6 protein-coding genes are annotated in these 18,844 nt (G+C 46.0%); all 6 read right to left on the bottom strand.

Features of this window, described 5'->3' with window-relative positions; all coding sequences use genetic code 11:
- Positions 1 to 13,506: Ig-like domain-containing protein (locus L865_RS23425; protein WP_051484523.1), on the bottom strand; the 13,506-nt coding region annotated here is incomplete at its 3' end.
- Between the two features lie 219 nt (positions 13,507 to 13,725).
- On the bottom strand, positions 13,726 to 14,742 hold the full coding sequence (gene hemB / locus L865_RS0108295) for a porphobilinogen synthase (RefSeq protein ID WP_028772801.1): 1,017 nt from the start codon (positions 14,740 to 14,742) through the stop codon (positions 13,726 to 13,728).
- Positions 14,743 to 14,821: 79 nt separating this feature from the next.
- Positions 14,822 to 16,696 (bottom strand): sensor domain-containing diguanylate cyclase, encoded by a 1,875-nt coding sequence (locus tag L865_RS0108290; protein ID WP_028772800.1) that lies wholly within the window; start codon positions 16,694 to 16,696, stop codon positions 14,822 to 14,824.
- On the bottom strand, positions 16,696 to 17,490 hold the full coding sequence (locus tag L865_RS0108285; protein WP_028772799.1) for a TatD family hydrolase: 795 nt from the start codon (positions 17,488 to 17,490) through the stop codon (positions 16,696 to 16,698). Before L865_RS0108285 ends, L865_RS0108290 begins: the two co-directional genes overlap by 1 nt.
- Positions 17,490 to 18,035 carry a hypothetical protein gene (locus tag L865_RS0108280; protein WP_051484522.1) on the bottom strand — a complete coding sequence of 182 codons (546 nt, stop codon included), beginning with the start codon at positions 18,033 to 18,035 and terminating at the stop codon, positions 17,490 to 17,492. Before L865_RS0108280 ends, L865_RS0108285 begins: the two co-directional genes overlap by 1 nt.
- 54 nt (positions 18,036 to 18,089) lie before the next feature.
- Positions 18,090 to 18,842, bottom strand: a complete 753-nt coding sequence (tatC, locus tag L865_RS0108275) for a twin-arginine translocase subunit TatC (protein WP_028772797.1) — start codon at positions 18,840 to 18,842, stop codon at positions 18,090 to 18,092.
- Positions 18,843 to 18,844 lie beyond the last annotated feature (2 nt).

The following is an 18,844-nucleotide window of genomic DNA, read 5'->3' as shown; positions in this document are numbered from 1 at the left end:
GCTGTCTACTTCTGGCTTTATCGGCGTAATGTGATCGCCTTTGGGGGGCGTGATACTGTCTGCAATCAGTTGATGGGCTTCTGCCATCTGCTCATTATTAATCGGTTCAAGTCGCTCATGACTGTTGCTGAGACCAGTGTCATTTTCGCTGGCTGCTTGACTAGTGACATGCTCTTCGCTGTGGCTGTCTGCTGCTGGCTTTATCGGCGTGATGTGATCGCCTTTAGGTGGCGTGTCGTCAGCGAACAATAGTGGATAAATTGGATTTAAATGGGCAATCTCTGTTGATACAAGCGGTAGATTATTTATTGTAACAGCCATTGATGAGGCAAGAGCCATAGAATCGATATTTTGATGACCGCGACCCGCATTTAGTGCTAATAGCTCGCTCTCAATAGACTTGATCGGAGTGATGTTATCTCCTTTGAGTTTATGGGTTTCACTCGGCAAGCTTAGTCCGATATCTTGCTGCGTATCAATTTCCAAATAAGAGAGTGAAAGTTCAATATTGGACCGGATCAGCATTGAGTTAGCGTCATATAGCGGGGAGTTGGTAATGTCTATATTGGTGTTTATAGGCGTAATATAGTCAGCTTCAAATTGATAAGGCGTCAACTTTATCGGTGTTATCCAATGGGTAAACTTATAGATCATATCGCTAGACTGTGAAAATTGAATAGCCGGTGGCGTCTCGATAGCTGATACTCTCAGGTCTCTTATTTCGCCCAAGAACTCAGAACCATCATCTAGGAGTTGATTGCCAGTACTAAATACTGTTGCGCTGCTGTCTACGGTTACCGTTATGATTTTCAACGCCCCCAGTGCAAATTCACCTTCGTAGGTGGCGAGGGGCTCCATATAGAGGGTGAAATTATCGCCATCACTGGCGCCATTAACACTCAAGGCCGCCACATCATCAATATTGACTAGCCACTTATTGCCTACTTTGTCACCGTGAGACAGGGTGAGATGATCCGGTAAACCAAAAATAGTTAATAAACCGGCTTCTGTTGCTGCAGGGTTTTTTAGTTCCAAACCTAAGTTGAGCAAGACGTTATTGGGGTCAGTGGCAATCACATCGGCTGCTTGAGTCCAAATGGGGCGATCGACTTGTGGCTCAATCTCGATATCGAAATGCACGGTTTGTGCATCGCTAGTATCTATCGAGGCCACTCCTAATACGATTGCGGCGTCGACTGAACTAATATCCATTTGTACATTGAGCGTACCAAAGGCCAGTGGTCCTGGGTGCAGTTCAAATTGAGACAGTGATGCACTATTAGTCGTGATTTGCGCGCTATAGCTGTCGTCACTGGCATTGTAGGTAAATGAGGCGAAGCGATCACCGATGGCGATACCGTCAAGGTCGACCAAAGCGCTGGCTTGATCTGAGGTAATGGTTATCGTTAACTGCACTAGCTCATCACCGCTGGTGTCGAGAATTTCCGCATTTAAATCGATGCTGATAATGTCATCTTCTACGCTGTTGTAAAGTGCATCAGGCGCTTGGATGATTTGTGCGCCGTCAGCAACGGGAGTGACTCCCACAATCAGCTCTGTCGTGGTGGTAGCAAACTGATCTGTGCCTAATTCTTGGGTGATTGCTTGTACCGTCAGTGGAATATCGCCATTGAAGTCTAAGGGAGGGCGCAGAACTAAGCTGGCTAGCAGTGCTTCGGTGACCGACCAAGAAAAAGTCGGTTTTCCAGCGAAGGTCCCGCCATCTTCGCCATTGTTCGGCAGTTGGACCAAGTTGCCACCATCTTGATAGTACAAGACGGCACCTTGAGGTACGCCCTGAATGGTGAGGTAAATAACTTCTGAGCCGTCTTGGTCAATCAATTCAAGATTGCTACTACTTAACCCCGATAAGTCGATATCGCTATCTTCGGCGCCCACAAAAGTAGCAATACCACCTGGCGTATTGGCTGCATCCACGACAGGTAGCACTGTGATGGTGCTGGTGGTGCTAAACGTATCGGTTGCTGTCGTTGGGCTGCCATCAATGTTAGCGGTGTCTTCGATGGTTCCGCTGATTTGAATTTGGAAATCACCACTTAAATGGGTTGGCGGCACAAACTCTACCAATCCAAGCGCGGCGTCTAAATCAGCTTGAGTAAATCCTTTAAATTGCCAAGTATTACTACTGCCAGCCGGTGCGACCCAGAAACCCGTTGGATCGTTAATCGTGCCACCATCAAGCAAGGTCAACGTGATGGGCTGTGCGGGGTCACCAATGAGCAATTGCTCTTGTCCGCCACTGGCGGGGCTTGAGTCAGCGTCTGCAAATAGCAAACTTATGCCTAAAGGAATGGGCTGATCTTCCAGCATAGTGTCGTTGGCAATCGTTAACTCTGCGCCATCAACGACAGGACTGATATTGATGTCTAAGTTTTGGCTAGTATCAGTTTGGGTATCACCGCTGATTGGGTCAGTTGCAATGATAGTAATTGGGATAGTTAAGTCACCGGCGTAATCATCGCTAATGTTATGCAATTTCAGGCTAGCCAATGATTGGCTAGTGAAAACGTACTCAACGACATTCATGCCACTGCTGTCATAAACGGCAATAACATCGCTGCCGCTAAAGTAGCCGCCTTGGGGGAGATCTGACGCCAAGACTTTGAAACTGACAATGTCGTTACTGTCGTTGGTGATATTAGCGTTTAGGTGGCCAGCAAAGTCGATAGTGTTATCTTCAATAGCGTCTACTGTAGAAAGTTGTAGGCTGTTAACGTTAGAGGCATCGCTCGCGCCACTGCCTTGATCAAATTGGACGTAGAAATCAGTACTGATGATATCGGCATCATCTCTATCGAGTACGCGTGCCTCAATGGTTATTTTCTCTAATCCAGTCGCTGACGCGCTGCTGATGGTTGCGCCATCGAGGATAGATAAGCCCCATTCTTGAGTGCTGTCGTTGGTCAAGTTGGATAGTGGAATGATCCAGCGGCCGTCACCATCATTTATTGCCCCATTCGGGTGTTCAACATACCAGCCATCACTATCCGGTACGATGATCACTACATAGTCGAGCACTTCTGAACCATCAATATCTTGCTCATTAAAGGTAACTTGCTGGGTTAAGTCGATTGGACTGCCATCAGCACTGGTTAATACTCGTTGCTCACGCTGTAAATTGGTTGCAAGGTCGACCACCGCATCAACATTGATACTCACCTGTGATGACACAAACTCGGTGACGACTTCTCCAGAATTTGAGGTATCTTGGACTTGGTATTGAATAGCAAGGTTGAACATACCATCCGCATCTTCAGGTGGTAAAACAGCCAACCGACCTGAGTTGATTAGCGCATCTAATGTTGGGCTAGTCGTGTCAGTTAAATTGGCAAGATCAATACCTTGTGGACCAATATCAACGGGTGCGCCATCGAGTAATAAAATTAAGCCATTGATTTGCGCTGGAATGATGATGCCGACAACGGTTTCGCTACTATCCATGTCTGCCAGCATGCTGGGGCTGAGATCTAAAATTATCGCTTGATCTTCTCGGCCGTTAACTAAGGTGGTTAGTGATTGGCTGTCAGCGTCAATAACCGGAGTAATATCAATGTTGAGTGTCATCTGGTAGTCACTACTATCGCCATCAAGTTCAGTACTTTGGGCTAAAATAGTTAAACTGACAGTACCACTAAAATCAGCCACTGGACGCAAACTCAGGGTACTTAATTGTGCAGCTGAAACGGCATATATAGGTTGGCCACTATTGAAGCCAACCACATCTAATTGCACTTCCATGCCATTAGAATTGACAAAAATAACCCCATCAGGCACGCCAGATAGACGCAGGTCTAACGACTCAGAACCGTCGATATCTGAACTCACGATGGTGAAATCTAATGCAATATCTTGGTCTTCATCAAACTGGGCAAGGTTGCTAATAGTATTGCTGGTGCTATCGATACTCCAATTGCCCTGATTATCGACTATGCTTGGCGCATCATTGGCCACGCCCGACAGTTGAATGGTTAACTGTTCGCTATCACTATAGGCCGGATTTGGGTGTGCGGGGGTGTTGTCCGGTGCAACGCCATCTTGGCTTGATTCGGTAGCAAAACTGCGTACGCTTAGGTTAAACGTCCCTAGGTTTGCTGAGCTGGCGTCATTTAACGGAATTAGCCAAGCATTATTAGCGTCGACATCGTCGGCCGAGACTGTCCAAACACCGCTGCCAAGATCTATTGCTGAGGGCGCTTGTATTGACCAGCCTACAGGTAAAGTAAATTCAAAGCTCAAACTCTCACTGCCAGATGTATCGCTGAGTTCCCCAGAAACAATATCTTGTATGGCGATGGGCTGATCTTCTTGGCTGCGTATATCCCGCGCAGATACGCTAGGAGTATCTGCCACTGGCGTGACAATGATTGATACAGTTTCGACTGTACTCAAGGCCGTATCGGCATTGTCACTTTCTTGGGTTTTTGCTTGGATCGTAAAACTAAACTCGCCTGCTAGGTTGTCATCGATATGCAGCTGTATGGCATCAAGTTGGACTTGGCTAATACTCGTGCCGCTGGTTAGGGTGATGCCAAAGGCGACTAGGTTTAGCCCGTCGGAAATATTGTCGATGATGTAACTGAGGGTTTCTGAGCCTTGCGGATCTACGCCGTTTTGGTCTTTAGAGCTGGCCCCGAGATTTAATCCGATTGCAGCGGCATCTTCTAGCATTTCATAATTAAAGACACTGTCGCCATCCCATTGAGGGGTATCGGCTACTGATTCAATATTAATCGCAACCGATGTGTCGATGCCGCCTTTACCAACAATGTTGACGGTGACATCAAATGAGGCGCTAACGGTCGCGTTTGAGGCATCCTCTGCCGGAGTGTAGGTCAAATCGCCGTTGGGAATTGCCACGCCCTCAATATCGATTAATAGGTCATTTCCCTGGAGAATATAATTTCCACTGCCGTCTTTGGGGAGCTCGATGCCATCTAATGCCAGTACACCACCTTGTAGTGCAGCAGTGTTAAACACTATGCTGGTAATCAGTTCACCATCATCAAGATCGCCTGGAGAAGCTTGGATCGCCACAGTTGCAGTGGTGTCTTCAACAAATTCAGTCGTGAATATTTTAATTGAGCCTTCCGCATCACGAGCGGTTAGTGACAATGTGCTGGTGGCGACGTCTCCGTCAGCATCGGTAAACGTAATGACGATATCTTCGCTAAAGGAGGGGGCCGCATACTCAAAGATGAAAGTGGAGACAGTGGCCGTACCGTCACTATTGACCACTAACTCACCATATTTGACCGCATCGGGGTTGGCATCGGTCATCAAATCGATGACATCACCAGGGAAGTAGGGGCCGCCTGGGTAATCTATTTGAGTGACCGTTGCGCCATCAGCACCTTGCTCAAATGCGCTAAACAGCTCAATACTGTAGGACTCGTTACTTGCTTCGGTGAAACTGAGTTCGCGGCTGGTATCTTGCGGAACACTATCGGTAATCTTGACGGTAACGGTCTGGTTATTTGAAGGGTCACCATCTGCGTCGATCGCTGTTACGCTAAAATCGATATTCAGTAGGTTCTCACCATTGTCACCATAACTATGATCAAGCGGCAAAAACTGTTTGAATTCAACTTTACCATTGCTGTCGAACTTAATTTGAAACACCTTTTGGTTATCGCCATCACGTTTGGCGACATACCAGCCATTATCATTCGCAGTGGTGTTGAGGCTGATCAAGTGGCCGGCGCTGTAAAATGTGCCTAAACTAAATCCCGGTGTGAGTTCAATTGTTGCGATATCGTCACTGCCAGCAAGGGTTTCAAGTATTTGTGTGGTACTTATTGGTGTCGAGGTCAGTAAGCCACTTTCTATGAGGTTGAGGGTCAGTGCGTCTGGCAAGCTAGGGTTTTGACCATCATAAATGTTAATGGCTACATTCCCGGTCGCGGCAGTATTATCGCTGTCGATGACGCTGACGCCCACATTGAGGGTATCAAGGAGGTTTGCACTGTTGAGGTGATCAATAGGGTGATGTAAATCAAAGCTAATATCTATATTTGCTGAGCTTTCAGCATCAATATGGATGGTGCTGGGTAATGACAGACTAAAGATTACTAGGCCGTCTGCAGTTTTTGCTTCTGCTGTTGCCCCGGTGTCAGAAATCGACCAATAGAGTTTGCTCGCGTTATGGGTGAGGGTTGCGCCAAGGCTGTTTTGTACTTCATCACCGTCGATTAGATTAAATAGCACGTTAACAATGGGATCTTTACTGGCACTAACATTAAACTGGCCGCTATCTGAATCATCAAACGCATTGACACTGGGGTCTTCACTGACCGTCAAGCTGATATCGTCGATGTTAGCCGCATCGGCATCTTGTACCGTCACGGTAATGTTTGCCTGACTCATATCGCCATCTTTATCTGTGGCGACCATGGCAAAATCAAAACTTTCAGTATCGGTCTGATCGAAGGCTTTATAGAGAGTAAAGGTATAGTCTTGATTTAAGCTATTGGTCTCACTGCTCCAACTATTAGAAAGTGAAAGCACGAAAACTGGGTCGCCAACATCACCGGTATGAGCTGTGAGTGTCAGGCCATCAGCACTCAGATGATAAATAATAGTTTGATTAGCCGCAGTTAATTGAGGCTGCTCATCAACACTGGCTATTCTTACATCGCTGATAGCATCACTACCTACGAACAAATCAAAGTTGCCCGTTTGACTCAGTGGTGTCGCTGACACATTGTTTTCATCAAAGCTGACCGAAGTAATATTGCTGATACTAGCGTTGTCGCCGTCAGCGATTTGCCAGTTGAGTAAGCCTTTGTTAATGGCTGTGCCATCGAGATCTTCTGCGACAATGGTCAGGGCTAAGTTGATGACATCATCAAGATTATGATCTAGCGGCCTGAATAAATTAAGGATGGCACTAACGTTGACATCGTCTCCATTATTTACGGCGGATAAATCAATGGTAAATATGGTTAATTCGGGAGAACTGGTGGATGCCGTTAGGGTCTTACCGTCAGCCGATAAGCTGTATTTAATTAGCAATCCATTGCTGGTTAACTGCATATTGGCAAGGTTAAATGGGGTTAGTGTGCCAAATTCGACACTATCGGCAATAACGGTATCTGAGCCCGCTTCAATGACGAAGGTTTTAGTTTGTGATACCGCATTACCAATTATGGCTTCTTCAGTCTGCGTTGTCGCCGTCGCCATTGAGCCTGCATCACCATCAACAATATCAATACTGACATTCGCCGACCCTGGTGTGCCGTCAATGTCGACTGCATGATATACAAAATTAAGTTGTTGAGTCAGGTTGTTATCTAGATTGCCAGCGGCGACAAATTGCCATACGCCGTTGGCGCTGACCGACAATTGCCCATAAGCGGTGTTAACAACCGTTGGGCCAGCTGCATTGACTTGATAGTCAACATTATCGATCGTAATTTTAGTGACCGTGAGCGGCCCCTCAATCGTGTAATCATTGGCAATTAATGATCCCGAGGTAATTGATTGCTCTGCTACGCAGTATTGGTCGTCGGCAACATATGAGAAGGTGTCGGTGATGGTCAATACTGCATAGGTTAATACCTTTTCTTGCGTACCGTCATCGTCAATTTGTAGCGCTTCTAACTGCACATATGTGGTGGTGCTGACACCGGATGACTCATCGAGAGGCTGCAGTAGTGTAATTTGCAACTGATCGTTCACCAGCTGTCCCTGCATGACAATCTCGCCGTCTGTGCGCGTTAGCGTAAATGCTTGGCCATCGCCATCTACCGTGACGGTGAGTGCTTGACCTTCTGAAGTGAGGCTTGTCAATCTTGCTTGGTCCAAACTGATACTGACATCGGCGTTGTCTATGGCAAACGGCACGCTAACACTGGTTGTCGACTGAAAATTGAGTAGCAGTTCAAAAAGCAATGCAGGGTGGGGCTGAACCAGTGTCGGCATGGCATCGGAGGTGGTGTTGCCTGCTTGGTCAGCGGTGCTAACGACGACATCCCAGCTAGCAAGTTTATCCAAACTACTGGTATCTAGGTTGGTAAATGACCAATTACCGTCATTGTCTATCTGGGAAACAAAAACTAAGGTCTGATCGCCATCGGTGATAGTTAAAGTGACATCTTGTCCTTGCTCTACGCCGCTACTGCTCCCTGACAGGCTATTTTGAATTTGATAAATAAATAACGCTGCGTTGAAGCCGTCTGCCCCAGTGTCGATGTCAATACTGACTTGGCTATCTATGGTCGCGGTATCAACTGCAGAAGCTGAATTGCCGGCGCTATCGCTCACCGTGGCTGTGGCGCTAATCACGCCATCTACAAAGCCAAGTGCTAGATAGTCTTCAGCGGCTAAGCTCCAGTTACCGTTGTTATCGATTGTTGCAGTGCGACTTATTGTTGTGCCTGCACTATCAGTAATAGTGACAGTTACTTGCCGGCCTACATCAATGAAGTTACTGCTACCAGATATCACTAACGCGCTGAGTTCTGCAGCATTGATTAACTCATCATCTCCGCTACCTATAGATATAAATACTTCAGCTTGACTGTCTTTAATGATTTGGGTGGTCGCAACTGCTGTATTGCCTGCATTGTCGGTGGTAGTCGCTGTGACCGTAAGTGCACCATCGGCTAATGATTGTAGATTAGCCCCATCAAACTGCCAACTGCCACCAAATACGGTGGTCACGAAGGTTAGGCTGATATTATTAATATCAGTAACGGTTATGCTTACTTGGCTATTATTATTAACATCTTGAGTCGTGCCTAACAGGGTCACTTGCGACATTTCTGTAGCATTGAGGATGTTATCAACAACGTCTTGATTAGTATCCACACTGACTGCTATTTGCGCCAATGTATCAATCTCAATACTGGTATCACTTTGGGCTAGGTTGCCCGCCAAATCAGTAACCACCGCACTTGCTGTGATCTGACCTTGCGCCAAACTGGATAGATCTAAATCTGTCAGCTGCCATTGACCACCGGTTACCTCGGCAGTGTATGTTAACTCCGTCGTACCATCGGTTATTGTGACGCTGACGACTTGACCATCTTCGACATTGGCGACTTCGCCACTTAAGGCTGCCGCGCTAACTTCGTCGCTATTGAGGACATTGTCGTTGTCATCAAACTGGATACTGACAGTGGCTAGTGTGTCTTTTTGAAGTGATGTGGTTTGTGATGCCACATTGCCGTACCTGTCGATAGTATTGACCGATACATTAATTTCACCATCAACTAAGCTACTCAAATCAAGTCCAGTGAATAGCCAGCGATCGAGGACGACAATCGAATTGAAACTTAAGCTATTATTGGCGCTGTCGGTAAACACGATATTGACCGTTTGACCACTTTCAACGTCGTTGGTCTGACCAAAATAGATGGCTTTACTGATAGAGTCTGCATTAAGAGTTTTGTCGCTAGAGCGTTCACTGAAATCAATATCAGCAACCACATTTTTGTTTTTGATATCGACTGAGGTAGCAAAGTTTCCGGCGATATCATCAACACTGGCTGTGGCGGTTATTGCGCCATCAGCGAGGCTGCTAAGATCGAGGTTATCTAGCTGCCAACGATTGTCAGTCACGGTAGTTTGAAAACTCAGTTGTTGGCCATTGATATCACTGACCAATACTGTGACGACTTGGCCATCTTCAATGTTTAAAGTACGCCCATATATCTGACTCAGTGGCGTTTCGAACTGATTGAGGGTATTGTCTTCGCCAGTTTCAATTCTGATGAGTATCTCAACAAAGCTAGAGTCTTTCTCGACCGTATTATTGGCCTCAGCGACGTTACCTTCAAAGTCTTGAGTGGTAACAAATAGCTGCAGCGTGCCATCAAGTAGTGATGATAGGTCCGCATCTTTTACACGCCATATTCCATTGACCACAACTGATTCAAAAGTCAAACTCGTGCCGGCGGCATCGGTTACGGTTACCAATACCGGACTGGCGTCTTCAACATTGAGCACAAAACCTGCTAATAAAGCTTCTTCACTTTCTAAGCTATTCAGCACACCGTCGGCATCGATTGCTGCAATGGTAATATTGGCCTTGGTTTCTTTGTATGCTTCGGTTTCTGAATTGGCCTGATTACCGGCTACATCGGCAGTTGTGGCGGTAAATATGATAGGTCCTTCGGCAAGGATGGCAAGGTTTGCCCCAAGCAATTGCCATTGACCAGATAAGACTTGGGCGGTAAAGGATAGTTCATCGCCATTGATATCTCGGGCAATGACAATGACCGTTTGGCCATCTTCAATATTATCAACCACACCATAGATATTGGTATCGATAACTTCAGTCTGGTTAATGACAACATCTGAGCCTGTTTCTACAAAGATATCAATACTCGCGAGGGTATCAATCTCAGCATCAGTGCTTGCTTCGGTGGGGTTACCCGCTTGATCTGAAACCAAGGCCGAGGCTGATAATGCGCCGTCAACCAATGTGGTTAAATCAACATCATCAATCTGCCATTGCCCGGCGACGACTACGGAAACTGCAGTGACAATATTGCCGATAGAATCGATAAAGGTAATGGTAACTTGTTGACCATCTTCTACATTGGTCACGCTGCCTCTAGCGCTGACCTTAGATAGTTCACTTGCATTGATAACCCCATCGTTATCAATGATTTCTATGCTGATGCTAGCTTGAGTATCTTTGAGAACACTGGAAGTGTTTTCAGCGATATTCCCTTCAAAATCTGAACTAGTGACGTACAGCTGTAATGTCCCGTCTGCCAGGGTGGAAAGGTCAGCATTATCGACAATCCATGTGCCGTTGCGCACCGTGCTACTAAAACTCAAGCTATTGCCTTGACTATCGGTGACGGTAATAGATACCGGGTTTCCATCTTCAATGTTATGAACCAACCCAGCGAGTGTCGCTATACTGACCTCTGCGCTGCTAAGCACTTGGTCGAGATCGATAGCATTGATAGAAACAAATGCTTTGGTTTCTTTATATACGTCAGTTTCTGCGATAGCAGTGTTACCGGCAATATCGGTGCTAGATGCGTTAAAGATGAGTGGCCCATCTTCAAGCTCTGACAAGTCGACAGCGTTAATTGGCCATGCTTGGTCTACCACGATGGTCGAAAAGCTCAAACTAATCCCTGATGTATCGGTAACGGTTATGGTAACAATTTGACCATTTTCAATATCAGTGACGTCACCATAGAGATCTGTCGCTACGACTTCGGTGGCATTTAATACCGTATCCTCACCGCTATCGACGTTGATGGTTATTTGAGCAAGGTCATCAACATTTATTTGCGTGCTAGCTTGGGCGTGGTTACCCGCAATGTCCATTGATAAAGCCGTAGCAATAAGGGTATCAGCAGCAAAAGCAGATAAATCAATATCACTCAGTTGCCAACCGCCATTGACGACATTGGTAGTGGTGCTCCATTGTTGGCCACTCGCATCACTAAAGGTTACTGTAACGGGCTGGCCATCCTCGATGTTGTTGACTTGGCCTTGGACCGTAGCTTGCGAGAGTTCCTGTTGATTGAGCACGCCATCATCATCGACAAACTCAATAGTAATCTCGGCTAAACTGTCTTTTATAAAATTGATTTGATCTTGGGCTGGATTGCCCGCAAGGTCGCTTGAGCTTGCAGTAAAAGTCAGTTGCCCTTCAGCTAGCGAAGATAAATCAACGTTGTTAAGCTGCCATGATTGTTCAACAACGCTGGTAATAAAGCTTAGAGTTGCACCTAATTGGTCGGTGACAGTCACGACTACATCTTGACCGTTTTCAATGTCGATAACATCACCGAATATATTGGTAGCTAGCATCTCCATTGCATTGATGATGTCGTCATTACCGGTATCAACATTAATGGTAATCACTGCAAGGTTATCTACAAGTATATCGGTGCTGGCTTGGGCAGGGTTGCCGGCAATATCTGCTGATGATGCGGTGGCAATCAGCGTCGCACTATCAAAATCAGATAGATTGACATCATTAAGTTGCCAACTTCCATTGACGACTACTGTTGTTGCACTCGATTGCTGGCCATTGGCGTCACTAAAGGTGACTGTCACCGCTTGTCCATCTTCGATGTTAGCGACTTGACCTTGGACTTGGGTGTGGGCAAGTTCCTGCTGATTAAGTACGCCATCATCATCGACAAATTCGATAGTAATACTGGCTAAGCTGTCTTTTAGATAATTGATTTGACCTTGAGCTGGGTTACCAGCAAGATCGCTCGAGGTCGCAGTAAAAATAAGTTGGCCTTCAGCTAGTGAAGACAAGTCAACGTTGTTAAGTTGCCATGATTGTTCAACAACGCTGGTAATAAAGCTTAGAGTTGCACCTAATTGGTCGGTGACCGTTACGACCACATCTTGACCATTTTCAATATCGCTGACGTCACCGTATATATCAGTAGCCAGCATTTCGACTGCATTGATAACTTGATCATTTCCGGTATCAACATTAATAGTGATACTGGCAGCAACATCGAGGGCTACAGTGGTTTCTACAACTGCTGGGTTACCAGCAATATCGATGGTCGTTGCCCGTGCTATTAAGGTATTGCTATCAAAGGCCAACAAATCGGCGTCTATAATTTCCCATTGGCCATTGCTAACGGTGGTGGTAAACGATTGCGAGTGTCCTTGTTCATCGGTTAATTCGACCGTAACGGGTTGACCATTTTGTACATCTTGTACCTGGCCAAAGAGCCTAGTCACCGTTGCCTCGCTGGCATTGATCACATTATCTGAACCGTAGTCTACCGTGATGCTGATATCAGCCAAGGTATCTTTTATTGCGTCATCGATCCCATTATTGACCTCACCGGGATAGAGCGGGGCGGTGATTGTAGCAATAACTTGCCCTTCTTCAAGTTGGCTCCAGTCTATATCAGCAAGAGTCCAAGCTTGGTTTTCGACACTAACTTCAAAGAGTAATTGCTTGCCTTTGATGTCTGTTAACGACAGGGTTAATTGTTGGCCGTCACTTGCATCAAGTGCGAGACCTGCTAGATCAACAGCCGGACTTTCAAAGCGGTTGATATAGATATCACCGTTACTGTTGATATTGACTGTCAGTGTGAGTGTCGCAAAACTGTCTTCCGTAATATTGCTAAATAAGGTACCGGTAGTGGCGTTTTGTTGGTCTGAAAAGGTATCAAAACCTGAACTCGGAGGTGAGATTTCACCATCGCGGTTAACGAGCTGAAAGCCCAAATTGATACCTTGCTGACCGACAACTTGGTTGGCTGCCGGATTGAGTGCGGGCGTATGAGATGTTGACTGGCGTAACTCATTGACGGTGCTGGTAGAAATATCGATGCTATTGCCATCAATGGTTATCTGGTTTTGTTCGCCATTGATGATGACAGCTAACTGTTCAGGTGTGACAAAGTGAATAACAATGGCATCAGAGAGTTGACTGGCATCAACAGGTAGCCAGCGGCCGTCAGCTGTGATTGCCCAAATCAGTTCACCTGATTGGACGTAGTACAATACTTGCGCACCATTGGTTGACGCCATAGTCACTTCCTTATTCGTGTACAAATCCTCATCAGCATTAGTTTTGATTAAAAAACTAGCAGCTTAAGTCTATTCTATGAGGAATTGCCAAGATTACAACTCAATTTGCTGTTTGAGATAGTGAAATAAGTATAGTTAACTATTTGAAAGCCATGTGAATAAAGGCTAGACATAAAAAAAGCCCCCTATTTGAGGGGGCTATGTATCTGGGTTGCTAATTTATTTGGCTTGCTCTTCTTGCAACCATTGTGCGGCGCGTTTAGCAAAGTAGGTCAAAATGCCATCGGCACCTGCACGTTTAAAGCACAGTAGTGATTCCATCACGATGGCCTTTTCTGCTAACCAACCATTTTCAATCGCCGCCATGTGCATCGCATACTCACCGCTAACTTGATAGGCAAATGTCGGCACTGCGAGTTCAGTTTTAACCCGATGAACAATATCTAGGTAAGGCATACCAGGTTTTACCATTACCATATCAGCGCCTTCTTGAATATCGAGGGCGACTTCGTGTAGTGCTTCATCACTATTGGCAGGATCCATCTGGTAGCTGTGTTTATTGCCACCTTTAAGGTTACCGGCTGATCCGACAGCATCACGAAACGGTCCGTAATAGTTTGACGAGTATTTCGCTGAGTAAGCCATGATCTGGGTGTTCACATGACCTGCTTCTTCTAACGCTTGGCGAATCGCGCCAATACGGCCATCCATCATGTCAGATGGGGCAACGATGTCTGCGCCTGCTTCTGCATGAGACAAAGCCTGTTTAACTAAGATCTCAGTGGTGATGTCGTTAAGAATATAACCGTCGTCATCAATGATGCCGTCTTGGCCATGGGTAGTGAAAGGATCCAGTGCGACATCCGTCATCACGCCTAGCTCCGGGAATGCCTCTTTAAGCGCACGTACTGCTCGTTGGGCGAGTGCATCGGCGTTATAGGCTTCCTCTGCAAGTAAGGTTTTTTTCTCAGCTGGAGTGACAGGGAAAAGTGCAATCAGTGGGATGCCTAATTTTACTAACTCTTCCGCTTCTTTAAGCAGTAAATCGATTGAGTAGCGTTCAACACCTGGCATAGAAGCCACTTGCTCTGTGCGGTTGTTACCTTCAAGCACAAACATTGGGTAGATTAGGTCGTTAACTGACAATTGGTTTTCAGCCATTAGTCGACGGCTAAACTCATGTTTACGCATACGACGCATTCTACGCTGCGGGAAAGCACTGGTGATTATATTCACTTTTGACTCCTGCAAATACCCTGTGAAGACAGCATGGCATTTTTGACTCTGTCTGCCTGACACACGGTTGGGTTGTGATTTATTCTTCTTCAGACCCGAATAATACGACTTTGTTCCGGCCTTCGTTCTTTGCCTGATAAAGCGCTTTATCAGCATGATCAAGTAGCAGCTGAGTATGGTCTTCATCCTCAACGACTTCAGCACAAACGCCGATACTGACGGTTAAAGGGATGGTTTGGTTATCCCAACTTAGCGGCAACTCATCGATGGCTTCACGGATCGATTCCGCCACCTGCAGTGCACCATCTTGTGCTGTATTAGGCAAGATGATAGCAAACTCTTCACCGCCAAAACGTGACACCAGATCCGCTGGGCGTTTTAATTTTGCTTTTAATGCTTGGGCGATTAAACGTAAACACTGATCGCCGGCCAAATGGCCATGATTGTCATTGATGGATTTAAAACGGTCGATATCCAACATTAAAATTGCCATTGGCGTTTGCTGGCGGCGGCTTAATCGGCCTTCGGCTTGCAATCGCTTGTCAAATGCCGCGCGGTTTTTGACGCCGGTTAAACTGTCAATGGTGGTTTGTTCAGTGAGCTTTTGATTGGCTTCATTGAGCTCTCGCAGGGCGATTTCTAACTCTAGGGTGCGCTCTTGAACCATTTGCTCAAGCTTTTCATTGGACTGTGCCTCCATACGCAAAGATTCTTCACGGCTTTGGCGCAGATGTTCTGCTTGTTTAAGCGCCTCTTGCTGTATGCGCATTTTGGCTTTGCGTTCATCGTTGTAGCGAATAGCTAAAATCGCCGCCATAAATACAATTTCAAAGCTCAGTCCCATCATTAATGGAGTTTGATGGGCGATTGGCAGGTGCAACAACCCAAGATACATAGATGCGGTAATAAAAGAGCCAACCAGCAATCCTGACCAAGCTAAGGTAAATAGCTTCGCCAGCTTATGACCTTTTAAACTTTGAATGATAGCGATGACCATCAATAGAACCGAAGAGATAAGCACGGCACTGATATAAGATACTAACGCGACGCTATAATCTAAAAACGGTGTGATGATAACCATCAGCGCCGCAATTGCAGCGCCGTAACGGCACATTCTCAGTAATCTCACCCCGTGATATTTGAGTTGCAGCACTTTTTCAGTAAACAGCAAGGCAAACATGATAGTTAATGGGATTAACAACAGGAGCATTAGCTGTTGCACATGCGGCCAGTTTGGCCACAAAAAGCGGAAAGCAAATCCATGCAGTGTCGCCACCAGTAGAGTCACACTGAGCACATAGCCAGAATAGTAACTGTAGCTGAAAGAGCCTGTGGTAATTGCAATAAACAAACTAAACAAGCCAATGGCGGTCAAGGCGCCTAATTGAAATCCGTGGGTGAGAGATTGTGTTTCAGTGCGTTTCGCAAGCTCGTTGGGGCTGTATAAATTAAGGGGTAAGTTGGCACTGCCTTGGGTTTCTACGCGAATGTAAAAACTGTGCATTTGGTCTTGGGATAACTCAAACGGGTAGAGAAAATTGTTGTTAATAATCGGCCGCTGATCAAATGGCAGGCTATCACCCATGGCGATTTGTTTATACAGCGTATCATTGACAAGGTGGTAGAGATCGAGCTTATCGATATGCGGATTCTCTATCGATATAAAGCGCCGCACGATATCGGGTGTTTGGTTGTATAGGGTAAATTTAACCCAGTAGGCTGGCTTGCCAACGTGATTGGTGACATCTGGGGTCAGTTTTTGCCAACGACTGGAGCTTAGCCTGGACACCTGCTGGATATTAAGCTCAGGTATGTCATTGGTGTAATAGGCCCACTGGGATAGGTTAAGCCCGCGCTCTTCATTAGTATCAATCGCCAAAACCACTTCGGCATGGGCGAGTTGCAGGGCACTCGTAATGATAGAGAGTAGCAGCCAGCACCAAGACTTTGCCATCATTGTGCTAACCCAAAAAAGTCTAAGCTGTTTTGATACGTTTGGCTGGCGAACACCGCTGGCGGTTGCTGCCTAAGGTTCGCCACATACTCGGCAATATAGGGCAGATATTGAGGCTCATTTTTACTCGACTTAGGTTTCGGTCGCATACTTCTCGGCAGTAGATAGGGGCTGTCTGTTTCTATTAGTATACGATCATTTGGAATATCTGGGACGATTTGTGCTAGTTCTTGTCCGCGGCGCTCGTCGCAGACCCAGCCTGTTACGCCAATGTATAAATCCATATCAATATATTGCATTAACGCATCGCGATCACCGGTAAAACAGTGCAGTAAGGCTTTAGGTAGCTGAGGGCGGTATTCGCTAAGAATGCGAATAAATTCTTGATGGGCGTCGCGCTCATGCATCAACACTGGCATATTGAGTTCACACGCTATAGCTAGTTGGTCAGCAAATGCTTGGCGTTGTTGAGGTCTGGGTGAGAAGTCGCGATTATAATCCAGTCCACATTCGCCAATGGCGACCACAGATGGACTTTGCGCTAGGGTCTTAATTGTTGCTTCTGACTGATTATCCCATTCTTTCGCGTGGTGTGGGTGAATGCCTGCTGTAGCATACAGCTGCCTCGGATAATCGCTGCAAACTTGTAGCGCTTGCTGGCTTTCTTCTATGTTGCTACCAATAACAATGAGTGGCGACACATCCGCTTGCACCGCCCTAGCGACAACACCTTGAAGATCTTTTTCAAGTGCGCTGCCAACTAAGTTAACAGCGATATCCATATACCTAGACATTACTTGAGGCGTTTTACTCGAATGGTTGCATTCTTATTGTCGCTCCCGAGGAAAAATGAGGTCAAGGCACCTTTTTCAACATAGACCCTTTCACCTGATTTTACTTTGTATCTTTTACTATCAGTTTGCTTCCACACCTGACCATTGTTGAAGCTAATTTTCAGCGCTCCGTATGCATCTTTTTCAACTTTACTGACTGTAAAATAGAGTTTGTCGATGCTTTCTTCCTCAACGGGCTTTAAGTTACCAAACTGCTGTTCTACTGTAGATACGGATTCTGCAGCGGGGGCTGCAACATTGGTTTGAGGTGTTGCAATATTATTTGTGGTTTGGATTGTTGAAGTCGGTACAGTTGACTGAGCAGCAATAGCTTTTTGAGGTTTCACCGTTTTTGCCAAATTATCATAACAAATTAGTCGGTCTAACTTGTCGGTGATGGTGGCACATTGGGCAAGATTTTGCTCAAGCCCGGCCTGGGCTTGAGCGGTAATGACTAGCGATGATACAGCGATAAAAAGTAGACGCAATGGCTTAACTGAGCGCATAAAAAGTTCCTTTTATTTTATTATCAGAGCGCTACAACAGTGCCAAGCTAGGGCCTATTGCTCAGGAACATCCTGCTGCTCTTCGTTTTCATCGTCCTTTTTACTGTAGAAACGCGCTGCAATCAATCCCCCTTCAAATAATATCAGCATAGGGATGGCTAACATGGTCTGCGAGATGATGTCTGGAGGAGTCAACATCATGCCGATCACAAATGCCCCGACAACAATATAAGGGCGTTTAGCTTTGAGTTCTTCTGGAGTCGTGACGCCTGCCCAACACAATAAGATCACCGCGATGGGGATTTCAAAGGCAAGGCCGAATGCGAAAAACAGTTTCAGTACAAAACTCAAATAGCTACTGATATCGGTAGCAACTTCAACGCCTTCAGGTGCAACACTGGTAAAGAAGCCAAATACCACCGGAAAGACAATGTAGTAGGTGAAAGCGATACCTAAATAAAACAACAGTGTGCTGCTTGCTAGCAGTGGCATCATCAAGCGCTTTTCATGCTTATATAACCCCGGTGCAATGAACGACCAGATTTGATAAAGCACATAAGGAATGGCGATAAAAAATGCCAAGACTAAGGTCAGTTTAAACGGAGCAAAAAATGGCGCCGCAACGTCGGTTGCGATCATACTGCTGGTTTCAGGCAGCGCCTGCATCAGCGGTGTGGCCATGTAGTGATAAATGTCATTTGCCCAATAGACTAGGCAGATAAAAACAAGAAGCACACTTCCTATCGCCCTAAGCAAACGATTGCGGAGCTCTAGCAAGTGGCTAATTAAGGGCTGCTGTTGCGACATAA

This window comes from Shewanella waksmanii ATCC BAA-643 (assembly GCF_000518805.1).
GTDB lineage: Bacteria > Pseudomonadota > Gammaproteobacteria > Enterobacterales > Shewanellaceae > Shewanella > Shewanella waksmanii.
This window is presented reverse-complemented; position numbering and strand designations above follow the sequence as displayed.